The organism is Falsihalocynthiibacter arcticus (assembly GCF_000812665.2).
GTDB classification, from domain to species: domain Bacteria; phylum Pseudomonadota; class Alphaproteobacteria; order Rhodobacterales; family Rhodobacteraceae; genus Falsihalocynthiibacter; species Falsihalocynthiibacter arcticus.
On sequence record NZ_CP014327.1, the window covers coordinates 580,775 to 592,054 of the forward strand.

Sequence of the window (11,280 nt, forward strand, 5' to 3'; positions counted from 1 at the left end):
TCAGTCTTTTATGAAATTTCGCTTTCCGCGCCTAGGCCCCCGTGCCAAACTCCGGCAAAAGGGAGGGCACCATGACCATCACAACTTGCATCTTTGACGCCTACGGAACACTTTTTGACGTGGCTGCCGCTGCGCGCGAGGCCGCAGCAGAGCCCGGTCGCGAAGACTTCGCCAAGCTTTGGCCCAGGGTCGCAAGCGATTGGCGTCTGAAACAGTTGCAATACACATGGTTGCGGGCGGTTGCCGATGCGCATGATGACTTTTGGGTGGTCACCCAGAACGGCCTAGATTGGGCCCTCGAAAACAGCGCCATTGACGATCCAGACCTGCGCGAACGCCTCCTGCAACTCTACTGGGAGCTCTCGGCTTACCCTGAAGTCCCCAAGATGCTTGCCGCCCTCAAGACGGCGGGATTAAACACGGCCATTCTCTCAAACGGGTCTCCCGAAATGCTTTCAGGGGCGGTAACTTCTGCGGGCCTAGCAGAGCTATTAGACGACAACCTATCGGTCGAATCCGTTGGCGTATTTAAGCCCCATAAGTCGGTTTATGACCTTGTCGGGAAGCGGTTTGGTTGCGCGAATGAAGACGTTTTATTTGTGTCTTCAAACGGTTGGGACGCCGCTGCCGCGACTGGATATGGCTTTCAAACTGTTTGGGTGAACCGCGCAAACGAGCCAATGGACCGCCTTCCTTGGACGCCTAAAAACACTCTTTCCGACCTCAAAAACATCCCTGAATTGGCAAAATCGCTATGAATCACACCTACAAAAGCGTTGATGGCCTCACGCTAAATTATATGGACCAAGGTACTGGTCTTCCCGTCATCTGCCTGCCTGGCCTGACAAGAAATGCACAAGATTTCGACTATCTGGTTCCGCATTTCCCGAACATTCGCATCATTCGCCCTGACTATCGTGGTCGGGGGAAATCTGATTGGGCCGATCCGGCCACATACACGGTTCCCGTCGAGGCAGGGGATATTCTGGCCTTGATGGACCACCTTGATCTCGAGAAAGCAGCGCTTTTAGGGACCTCCAGAGGGGGCCTCATCGCAATGGGTCTTGCCCGTGCTGCCAAGAACCGCTTGCTTGGGGTTTGCCTGAACGACATCGGCCCCGTGATTGAACAGACAGGCCTAGAGGATATCTCTGCGTATTTGGGGCGACCTCCAACACAGAAGAATTACGACGCCGCAGCCACGGCAAAAGCAGGTTTTCTAACGGGGTTTCGCAATGTTCCGATGACGCGGTGGCTTGAGGAAGTGCGGAACCAATATGAACAAACGGACGACGGCCTTTCGCTTCGATATGATCCCCGATTGAGGGAAACGGTTCTTGCCACCTTTGCGGCCCAAGCCCCTGATCTGTGGCCCTATTTCGACGCGCTAGACGGGCTTCCCACAGCTTTACTGCGCGGCGAAACTTCCGACTTACTGTCGCGCGAAACCGCTAATGAAATGTCAAAACGGCGCCCCGATATGCTGTTCACACAGGTCGCAGATCGAGGTCATATTCCATTCCTAGATGAGCCTGAGAGCTTGGAATTGATCCGTTCGTGGTTGGGAAAAATGCAGTGAACTTTGACCGAATCCAAGCCGCCGCAATCCGTCTAAACGGGCGCGCGCGCCTCACTCCGCTCCTATCTTCGCCCTTTCTGGATAAGATCGCTGGACGACAGGTTTGGGTGAAAGCAGAATGTCTCCAGCACACGGGTTCTTTTAAATTCCGAGGTGGCTGGGCAGCAGTTTCCGCCTTGAGTGACGAGGAGAAATCGCGCGGTATTTTGGCCTACTCTAGCGGCAACCATGCCCAAGGCGTCGCATATGCTGCGCAAAAACATGGCGTTGCTGCGACTATTTTAATGCCTTCGGATGCGCCCGAAATCAAAATTCAAAACACACGGGCGTTAGGAGCCGAAGTCATATTATATGACCGTTCCACCCAAGACCGCGACGCCCTAGGTGAGACGCTCAAACGCGAGAAAAACCTGTCGCTCATCAAGCCATTCGATGATCCCGAGGTTATCGCAGGCCAAGGGACTGTCGGGCTTGAAATCGCACAACAGGCGCAGGTTGAGGGCATTCTGGAGGCTGATGTTTTGGTCTGTTGCGGCGGCGGTGGTTTGACTTCAGGTGTGGCCCTCGCCCTTGAAAGAACCGCACCTCATTTCACCGTTAGACCTGTGGAGCCAGAGGGGTTCGACGACGTGGCCCGCTCTTTGGAAACTGGTGTGCATCAGACGAACAAAGCAGCGTCAGGCTCAATCTGCGACGCAATCTTAACTCCGTCTCCTGGTCAAATCACGTTTCCAATTCTCAAACGGCTTTGCGGGTCGGGCATTGTTGTTACCGAACTAGAAGTTTTACAGGCGATGGCACTAGCCTTTCAGCGCCTTCGTATTGTCATTGAACCAGGTGGCGCGGTATCGCTTGCGGCGGCGCTTTTCCATGGAAACGAGCTTTCAGGCGCGCATGTCATTTGCGTCGCAACTGGCGGAAACACCGACCCCGCGACTTTCAAAGCTGCCCTCCAAACGCTAGATTGAACCTTCACGTTTTCAACAAAATGGCATCAATCATGGCGAACCTATCGACTCCTCCCCGATCAACGCTTCATTCCGAATTCGGAAATCCCGATGGCTCGCCCGTCGTGTTCATCCATGGGCTGGGAATGGAGCGGAGCGTCTGGCTGGACGCCATAAACGCCTTAAACAGTCGACAGGATTGCCGCATCATCACTTATGATCTGAGCGGGCATGGGGCAAGTGATGCCCCCAGTGGCCGTGGCTCCATGGGTGCGCTCATTCGCGACGCGGAGCAGCTCATGGAGGGGCTAATGCTGCGCGATGCCGTGGTCGTTGGGGTTGGTTTGGGTGGTATGATTGCCCAAGGCTTGGCAGTCAAACGGCTAGACCTCGTGCGTGGCCTTGTCCTTCTAAACTCTGCCGCCAAACTCGGTACCAAAGCCCATTGGGATGCCCAGATTGTTCTCTTAAAACATGGAGGTATACCCAAAATCAGCCAGTCCCTGTGGGAAGGTTGGCTTAGCAAACAGGCTCGCACAACAACCACATATGCGTCGTGGCGGCACATGCTCGATTCCACTAGCCTTGCAGGCTACATCGCAGGAGTCGAAGCGCTTTCTGGTACCGATTTCTATACGCCGATATCCGGCTTAAGCCTGCCGACCCTCGGTATTTCCGCCTATAACGACTTACTTTTCCCGCCAGACCTCATGCGGGAAACGGTGGATATCATTAAGGGCTCAGAGTTCCAAATCATGCCACGTGCTGGGCACCTCGCTATGGTCGAAGCCCCTGAGGATTTAGCTGCACGATTGGACACTTTCCTGATGCGCATCGGGCACCGCGTCACTGTTTTGAACTAGGGTCATACTAAGTCCGCCCATGTAAAACCACTATTTTGCGCGTAACCGGCTGTAGAAAGATGTGTCTATAACCAAGCGTCCACCTTTCATTTTCATCCCGTCAACCCTCGTGATTGATGGGGTGGGTATTTTTGGAGTTGCCCTAAACTCTCTGAATAAACGCCTAACTAGGGTTTGCGCTGAAAGGCAATCATTGTGAGGGCAAGCAGAGAAGATCCCAGCATGAGCAGCAACGAAACCGCGTTTAGGACGGGCGTAGACCCCTCCCTGAGGCGGTCAAACATGGTGATGGTCAATGGCGAGTCCGAGCCGACGAGCATCAGAGTCGTGTTGAAGTTTTCAAAACTCATCAAGGATGCAACGAGGAGCGCTCCCAAGATTGCGGGGCGCAAATAAGGCAAAGTAATCGTTCTGACCGCTGTCATCCGTGCAGCGCCGAGACTAAGTGCTGCCTCCTCAAGGCTGTGGTCAAACTTCTTGAGTCGCGCCGAAATGACAAGCGTCGCGATCGTTGTAATAAAGGAAAACTGGCCGAGGATCACCAAAGCAAGACCAGGCCGCAACGCCTCAATGTCCATACCCAAGTTGTCTTCAATTCCGTTCGCCAAAGTTGATGAAAACACCAGAATCGAGATACCCAAGACAATCCCGGGTATCACCAGTGGTAAAAGCATCAAGATATAGAGAGCGCTTTTGAAGCGAAACTCATAGCGGTTAAAAAGGAACGCATTACACGTGCCAACGAAAACCGACAAAACCGAAACGCAAACCGCGACAAAGGCGGACGTGCCGATGGACGTCAGGATACTGCTTTCATAAAAAACGCCACGGTTGGGCAATTCAGTTCCGAAGAACCAGTCCAACGTGAACCCCTTCCACGGCAACGACGGAAACAAGCTGTCGTTGAAGGCAAAAACGGATACGACCACAAGCGGCAGCGAAAGATAGATGAAGAACAACGCAACATAAGCGCCATAGGTGATCGAAAATGCGCGGGATTGTTTGATTGTTGGTATCATGCGCCTACCCCATCGTCTTTTCGAGTGTTTGACCAGAAAGCTTGAGTGCGCCCCAAACTATGAGCGAAGACAGGCCAAGAAGCAGGAAGCCAAAGGCCGCCCCAAGTTCCCAATTAAATCGTACAATGAACTGATCATAGATCATTTCCGTGAACCAAAGACTGTCCTTGCCACCCAACATAATCGGGGTGAGATAATTGCCCAGCGATAGCATAAAGACAACAATTGAACCCGAAACAATACCGGGTACAGCGTGGGGAATGATGATTTCACGCAGAACAGTTAAGCCATTGCCGCCAAGGTCGTATCCCGCTTCGATCATGCTGTCGTCGAGGCTCTCAAGGGTTGTCACAAGCGGTACAACCATGAACAGCATCGATGTATAAACCAGCCCGACCATCATGGCCGCATCGTTATAAAGAAACTCAACAGGGCCGTCGACAATCCCCGACCATTGCAAGAATTGAGAGAAAATCCCCGTTTCCCGCAGCAGGATCATCCAGCCAAAAGTCCGCACCAATTCCGAGACCCAGAACGGCACAAGACACATGAGAAACAAAACCGATTGAAGGCGTCCTCGCGCGATTTTCGCGATGTAATAGGACACCGGAAAGGCGATGAACAAAGTTAGGATTGTCGCGAAAATTGACATGAACGCGGTACGCAAAAAAGTGCGGATATAAAGGGGCTCTGTGAAGAAAGTCAGGTAGTTGGCGGGACCCGTTTCATATTGCCGAACGCCCACTTTTTCCTGCAGCGACAAGATAAACATATCGATATGCGGGATGATGATCAAAAGGGAAAGCCAAAGCAAAAGCGGGCTTGCCAGAAGGATAAATCCAAGTTTCGCGCGGGCCCCCATCAAGCAACCCCAAAGCAAAGGGATTGTGCCGCGCCCCAGCCAATGTGCAGTGTATTTCCGCGTGATAAATCCGCGAATTCCCCTGATTGTGGCAGCGCAACGTCGATTGTCCCCCCTGTCGGAACGGCCAGCAGAACGCGACTGTTTGCACCGTTGAACAGCACGTTTTCAACCGTGCCAACAGCGCTATTATCCTGCCCCGCAACACCAGCAGCGGCACGAGCGATCCTTATGGCCTCTGGACGCAAGAATATTTGGGCCATGTCGCCCTTGGCGAGCGGAACTTGCGACACACCTCGCAGCGAAAGACCAGTACTTGTGCGCACGCTAATTGCGCGCCCGTCCACGCTTTCAACAAGGCCTTCCCAACGATTTGAATCGCCCACAAACCCAGCAACAAATGGTGTTTTCGGCGCGTAGTAAAGGTTGGACGCGGTATCGAGTTGTTCGAATCTCCCTGCGTTCATCACGGCGACTTGGTCGCTCATCACAAGGGCTTCGGATTGGTCGTGCGTAATATAAACGAAGGTCGTATCAAAAGCCGCCTGCAAGGATTTCAACTCAACTTTCATGTGCTCACGCAGCTTCAAATCCAGCGCCCCAAGGGGTTCGTCAAGCAACAGAACGTCAGGTTCAAGAACCATACACCGTGCAATTGCGACGCGTTGTTTTTGACCACCAGAAAGTTGATCCACTTGGCGTTTCCCAATTCCGGGAAGCCCGATACGCTCCAACGCATCACCAACTTTGGCCTCGATTTCGCGCTTCTTTAAGCCCTGACGACGCAAACCATACCCGATATTTTCTTCGATGTTCATCATCGGGAACAGAGCGAGATGCTGGAAGACCATATTGACCGGACGCCGATTGGGAGGAGTCTCAAGAACCGAATGACCTTTGATCTGAATGTCGCCAGACGTGGGATCAAGGAAGCCCGCGATCATCCGCATGATCGTGGTTTTTCCACATCCCGAAGGCCCGAGAATTGAAAAGAACGATCCCCTAGGTACGGAAAAGGTCACATCATCCACAGCAAGAGTTTCCGCAAAACGCTTCGTGAGGTTGATGCAGTCGAGGTCATTTACAGTCGTCATTTAGAACATCCAAAATAATAGAAAAAGGCGCGCGAGTTTCCCCGCGCGCCTTTATGTGGTTTGATTAATTCGCGGCTTTGATACGATCCAAAGCTGCGCCTTCGATGTCTTCAAGGCCTGCTGGTACGGTTGGGTACCAATTGATGTTGTCGATAGCTTCAGGTGGGAAAGACGCTTGGAACTGCGCTTTCAGTTCCTCGTCGGCAAAGCCATCGGCACCCACGGACGCCGTGAAGTTGCCAGCAGACGCTGTGATCATAGCAGCGATTTCTGGCTGCATCACAAAGTTGATCCATTTGTAAGCCGCGTCTTCCGCTTTGGTTTTCCGTGGAAGCGCAAAAGTGTCGATCCAGCCAAGCGCACCGGACGCAGGTGCGATAAACGTGATCTCTGGATTTTCGGAGTTAAGCTTCCATCCGCCTGTATCCCACGCCATGGATGCCGTCACTTCGCCAGACCGCAAAAGGCCCATCAACTCGTCGCCACCGCTCCAATAGGCTTTTACGTTCGCCTTACAGGAGACGAGTTTTTCTTCAACCGCAGTGATGATTTTTTCATATTCTGCGGGGTCGGAATAAGCTGCGAAAGGATCCATGCCCATCGAGAAGGCGAACCCAATCAAAGTGGGGCGTTTCAGACGGTAGGAAACTTTGCCAGCAACGTCATCTGCGCAAAGGTCGGTGTAATCTTTGACATTTGGCGCCATCGCCGTGTTCACAACAAGGCCCGATGTGCCCCAAATATGTGGCAGGCCATAAACGTCAGACCCAAGCGTAGTGTTGCCTTTTGTGGCTTCAAGCATGGACGTGATAAAGAGGCTGGTATCAATTTTGGAAAGGTCGATCGGCTTGTAAATGTCGAACTCTTCCTGTGCGCCGGCAATACGGTCTTGGGAGGGTTGAGCCAAATCGAAACCACCGCCATCAGTTGCGCGCAACTTGGCAATCATTTCTTCGTTGTTGGATTTTGTAACTTCAACTTCGATGCCCGTTTCAGCCGTAAATTTCTCGATCACTTCCTCAGGAGCATAACCACCCCAAGTGAGCAAACGCAAAGTTTCAGCGGACGCACCAGTCGCCGCAGCAGAGGCAACGAGGGCAATCGCAGTGATCCCAGTTTTAATCGTCATAGTCTCTCTCCTTGTCGGTGAGCCCTTTTTGAGCTCTCATTGTTGTTCCCGAAGCCTAATTTGTTTTTTACCACTTAGTAAAGAACAGAATACGACAGGCGAACGCCTTCCGAAAAATAGTTTTCAGAATTGGGCCTTCCATAGCCGCTGCGGGTAACAAAATTATGTCACGACGATCGGAGGAGATACGTCTTACCAATGCAACGCGCCCGAGCGCCTGAGCCGAGCTTAAATCGTGCAAGATTGGGTGAATTATGGGTGTCCAGAAGACCAAGATCGAGTCGCTTGATATTAAGATGTGTCAAAAGTCTCATGCCCTGCCAGAGCATTAAATTGTGAACCGGAATGTGTGCCTCAACCTCGCGCCACCCGAGGTAATAAGTCGCGGTACCTCCGTGTCGCAGGAAAACCATCGCAGCGTTGATCTTGCCGCAACTACGGCTCACAAGGATATGTGTCTTCTCGGGATAGTGCTCGGCCCAACTGCGCAAAAAACGCGGGGGAAGGTTGCGATACCCTCGCCGTTTTTGCTGTTTGGCATCTCGCGCCAGAAGCATCTCAATAAGGGCCGGTGTAGGCGCAATCGGTTCGACGCTTAAATCCATACCTTCGGATTGCACCAAACGATTGCGCCATTTCCCGTGCATAAAGGCGCGTTGCGCGGTGTCGTCTTCCATGAGGGAAATCTCCGCAACTGTCGCCCCAGACATCATCGGGATGCCAACAAGGGGGGCCAACCCATTTGGTGTCGCCATCATAATACTGGCACGAGACATGGGGGTCGTCTTATATAGGGCAGCACTACTTGCAACATCACGGTCGACCCCGTCGGGCCAAATCGGGCCGCGCGACAAAAGGGCCAATCGCCGCCCCCCGAATGCGCTGCGCACCAAAACTTGCGCATAGCCCTGCTCGCTTTCTTGTGTCAGGCGCGCCCGCATAACTTCCAGTCCGAATGAGCCACAGATTTCACCGTACTCATAGGATTGCTGAAGCGATGCCAATGACGCGCAAGCGGCTTCCCTCCACTCATCTTCTTTAATATTGGCCCAGACAGCATCCATACTCCTGTTAACCGTTTGATTACTTAAAACGTCGTTAATGCGCGTATGAAAATCCGTACCAAGCGCCCAAAACCTGAACTCATTCTTGGCGTCAGCGCCGCTCCACCGCGCCTAACCCGCGAGGCAATTCGGTTTTTGGCATTGCGGGTTGGCATACCTTTGATCGCAGTGTTGATTTCGATAGATCTGCTGGTTTGGTTGATTTAGCGGCTTTGCGGGCAAACCAACCACGTGCTATGAGAGCCCAACTCAATTTCAGGACCTAAAATGCAACCCTACCTTCAACGCCTTACGGTCGTATTCCTCCTCACCCTAGTAATTTTCACCACTGTGCCTTCGATTGATCTATGGGTAACTGGGCTTTTTTATAATTCTGAAACTGGAGTTTTTCCGACGGCCCAATCGCCCTTTGCCTTGGGCGTGCGCAGTGTCATGATGAACGCAATGCTGTTGTTCCCTGTGGTGGCCCTGATTTTCCTCCTCCTCAACCTTTGGAAGCGAAATCTCTTTGGGGTTACACCGCTCATGTGGGGTAAAATTCTTGCCCTATTCCTCTTGGGACCGGGCCTTTTGGTCAATGGCATTCTTAAATCGTATTGGGGTCGAGCGCGCCCCGCCTATGTCACCGAATTCGGAGGCGACGCGACATTTACCCCGCCTTTCCAAATCACCGATCAATGTGCCCAGAACTGTTCATTCGTTTCTGGCGAAGCGTCAGGCGCAGTCGCCGTGGCAATCGGAATTTTCGTGCTAACCTCCGCGAGCAGCAATCCCGTAACCGCACGAAACTTACGCAGATTTGCAATATTTTTTGCCATCGTCGGCTCGGGGATGCGCGTTGCGATGGGGCGGCATTTCCTCTCGGACACAATCTTCGCCGTCCTGCTTGTCCTACTTATATCCTACGGTTTAGACGCCCTTATTGCCCGCAAAAAGCAGCTTATTCTGGCGAAATAACACCCTTTTTCAGCACGATATTCCCGTAGAGACGCAGTTCCCCCGTTTGAATAATAGCGTAGGTTTGCTTGGTGCGCTCGTAAAACGCAAAGCGCTCAAGCGTTTGAATTTGCGCCGGATTATCCGCGGTTTCATTTATAATATCTTGGAATTCCGCAACAATTGGTGGGACATCATCAGGGGCCCCAACAACTTGCATAGTTATTGCAGGGTCGGCGACGAAACTGTCCAAAGGCATCACGCTCAACACAGCCCGCAACGCTTCGGTTGCTGAAATTCCATCAAGACGCACAAGGCGGTCGGTACATGAATCGCCGGGGAAATTTGCATCCGCAATTACGATTTCATCTCCGTGCCCCATAGTTGCCAATGTATAAAGAATGTCTGGTGAAAGCAGGGGGTTAAGGTTGCGAAGCATGGAATACCCTTTTCAGAAAAATTGAATTCAGAATATCAGTCCTAGCCGCGCAATAGAGTCAAATCCCACCTCCGTGCCCCAAACTCACAATCGTCCAGTGCGCTGCACATTGCACTAAAGCTGTATGTTGGATACTATTTGGAACAAAAAATAGCATTACTTACAAAGCGGATCAAATATGAACCAGTCGACTTATCGCCCCCTACCTTCGCGCCTGTCGCGGTTTGACTGGAATGACCTAAAATACTTTCTCGCAGTTGCGCGCACGGGTACCATTCGTGGTGCGGCGATCAGGTTGGTCACGAACCATGCCACCGTTTCGCGGCGCATTACAGCCCTGGAAGACGCAACGCGCGCGCGATTATTCGACCGCGCGAAGTCTGGCCTTGCATTGACCCAGCTCGGCGAAGATCTTTTTCCCATAGCAGAGCGCATTGAGGATGAAATCGCTTCAGCTTCCCGACTGATAGCAGGGCGCGACTCCCTCCCCTCGGGCGCGATTTACGTTTCGATGCCGCCCTTCCTCGCATTTTCGTCCGTGACGGGAGACCTTGCCCTCTTTGGCAAATTGCACCCCGAAATCGACGTGCATTTAGGATTCACAAATACTGTTGTTCGGCTCGACCATCGAGAAGCAGATATCTCAATTCGCTACGCCCAAACCGTCGAAGACGATGTTTATGGGCGCAAATTGGTGGACTGCCGCAAGGCTGTGTACTGCACGCCAGAATACGCCGCCCAAATTCAAGACAACGCTGGCGTAGGGCTTCATTTTATCGGCTGGAATGAACCCGAAGAAGCAACCTCCGCGAGTTGGATTCGCAAAAGTGATTATCCAAAGGCAAGCCTTCGGTTTCGATGTTTTGAAGTAGCACCACAGGTCGCTATGGCTCTTGAAGGGGTTGGAATGACCATGCTTCCGTGCTTCGTAGGCGACCGAATTCAAGGCCTCGTTCGCCCGCCCTACCAAGGAACAATTGCCGACAGAAAGCTCTGGCTTCTCCTCCATGGCGACCTGCGCAAAACCGCACGCATCCGCCTGTTGCTGGACTTCCTACAGGGACGCATCTGTAGTCGCCGCGCGGAGTTTGCGGGAGAATTGGTTACTTTGTCAGAATGAGTTTGTTGGCTCGAGTAATGCGCAAAGAGTAGATTTGGCCATCGAGAATAATGCGCGCCTGCCCGTTGTCTAAGGTCAAGCGGCGCGCGTCGTACGCGGGGATTTCGCGCTCTACAACATCGATCTGCGGAATTTGTTCGGCGCTCATTACAATGTTCATTTTGCACTCCTTTTCGCGGTTATCAAATTCTATACCTGATCTATTTACTCAAGTAAATCCGTTTCCTA

General features: G+C 52.4%; 14 protein-coding genes. 7 read left to right on the forward strand and 7 right to left on the reverse strand.

Annotated features, from left to right (window positions below; genetic code table 11):
• Nucleotides 1-71: 71 nt before the first annotated feature.
• The 4 genes from RC74_RS02885 to RC74_RS02900 are packed head-to-tail and all read left to right on the forward strand — an operon-like array spanning nucleotide 72 to nucleotide 3,389.
• On the forward strand, nucleotides 72-758 hold the full coding sequence (locus tag RC74_RS02885) for a haloacid dehalogenase type II (RefSeq protein WP_039000741.1): 687 nt from the start codon (nucleotides 72-74) through the stop codon (nucleotides 756-758).
• The gene (locus RC74_RS02890; RefSeq protein ID WP_039000739.1) at nucleotides 755-1,579 is read left to right on the forward strand and encodes an alpha/beta fold hydrolase; all 825 of its coding nucleotides are present in this window, start codon (nucleotides 755-757) and stop codon (nucleotides 1,577-1,579) included. The genes RC74_RS02885 and RC74_RS02890 overlap by 4 nt, the downstream gene beginning before the upstream one ends.
• Nucleotides 1,576-2,547: a threonine ammonia-lyase gene (locus RC74_RS02895; protein ID WP_039000737.1), complete on the forward strand. Its 972-nt coding sequence runs from the start codon at nucleotides 1,576-1,578 to the stop codon at nucleotides 2,545-2,547. The genes RC74_RS02890 and RC74_RS02895 overlap by 4 nt, the downstream gene beginning before the upstream one ends.
• A gap of 32 nt (nucleotides 2,548-2,579) precedes the next feature.
• A complete protein-coding gene (locus RC74_RS02900) occupies nucleotides 2,580-3,389 on the forward strand; it encodes an alpha/beta fold hydrolase (RefSeq protein ID WP_039000735.1) in 810 nt (269 codons plus the stop codon).
• 167 nt (nucleotides 3,390-3,556) lie between these two features.
• Here the strand turns inward: RC74_RS02900 and RC74_RS02905 are convergent, their stop codons facing one another.
• The 5 genes from RC74_RS02905 to RC74_RS02925 form a co-directional block, all read right to left on the reverse strand.
• On the reverse strand, nucleotides 3,557-4,408 hold the full coding sequence (locus RC74_RS02905) for an ABC transporter permease (protein ID WP_039000734.1): 852 nt from the start codon (nucleotides 4,406-4,408) through the stop codon (nucleotides 3,557-3,559).
• A gap of 4 nt (nucleotides 4,409-4,412) precedes the next feature.
• Nucleotides 4,413-5,270: an ABC transporter permease gene (locus RC74_RS02910; RefSeq protein WP_039000733.1), complete on the reverse strand. Its 858-nt coding sequence runs from the start codon at nucleotides 5,268-5,270 to the stop codon at nucleotides 4,413-4,415.
• Entirely contained in the window at nucleotides 5,270-6,364 is a 1,095-nt protein-coding gene (locus RC74_RS02915; RefSeq protein WP_039000731.1) for an ABC transporter ATP-binding protein, read from the reverse strand. Before RC74_RS02915 ends, RC74_RS02910 begins: the two co-directional genes overlap by 1 nt.
• A gap of 64 nt (nucleotides 6,365-6,428) precedes the next feature.
• Entirely contained in the window at nucleotides 6,429-7,493 is a 1,065-nt protein-coding gene (locus tag RC74_RS02920; protein ID WP_039000729.1) for an extracellular solute-binding protein, read from the reverse strand.
• Between the two features lie 167 nt (nucleotides 7,494-7,660).
• Nucleotides 7,661-8,557, reverse strand: coding sequence for a GNAT family N-acetyltransferase (locus tag RC74_RS02925; protein ID WP_039000728.1), 897 nt, complete (start codon nucleotides 8,555-8,557; stop codon nucleotides 7,661-7,663).
• A gap of 45 nt (nucleotides 8,558-8,602) precedes the next feature.
• On the opposite strand from RC74_RS02925, the gene RC74_RS22035 reads away from it, so the two are divergent.
• The gene (locus RC74_RS22035; RefSeq protein ID WP_156477403.1) at nucleotides 8,603-8,764 is read left to right on the forward strand and encodes a hypothetical protein; all 162 of its coding nucleotides are present in this window, start codon (nucleotides 8,603-8,605) and stop codon (nucleotides 8,762-8,764) included.
• Between the two features lie 60 nt (nucleotides 8,765-8,824).
• Complete coding sequence (locus RC74_RS02930; protein ID WP_052274646.1) at nucleotides 8,825-9,514, forward strand: phosphatase PAP2 family protein; 690 nt, start codon at nucleotides 8,825-8,827, stop codon at nucleotides 9,512-9,514.
• On the opposite strand, the gene RC74_RS02935 is transcribed toward RC74_RS02930, so the two are convergent.
• Complete coding sequence (locus tag RC74_RS02935) at nucleotides 9,498-9,932, reverse strand: RbsD/FucU family protein (RefSeq protein ID WP_039000727.1); 435 nt, start codon at nucleotides 9,930-9,932, stop codon at nucleotides 9,498-9,500. The two genes, RC74_RS02930 and RC74_RS02935, sit on opposite strands and share 17 nt — an antisense overlap.
• A gap of 178 nt (nucleotides 9,933-10,110) precedes the next feature.
• On the opposite strand from RC74_RS02935, the gene RC74_RS02940 reads away from it, so the two are divergent.
• Nucleotides 10,111-11,052, forward strand: coding sequence for a LysR family transcriptional regulator (locus tag RC74_RS02940; RefSeq protein WP_052274645.1), 942 nt, complete (start codon nucleotides 10,111-10,113; stop codon nucleotides 11,050-11,052).
• On the opposite strand, the gene hemP is transcribed toward RC74_RS02940, so the two are convergent.
• Nucleotides 11,036-11,200: a hemin uptake protein HemP gene (gene hemP, locus RC74_RS21550; RefSeq protein WP_179946766.1), complete on the reverse strand. Its 165-nt coding sequence runs from the start codon at nucleotides 11,198-11,200 to the stop codon at nucleotides 11,036-11,038. The genes RC74_RS02940 and hemP overlap by 17 nt on opposite strands.
• Nucleotides 11,201-11,280 lie beyond the last annotated feature (80 nt).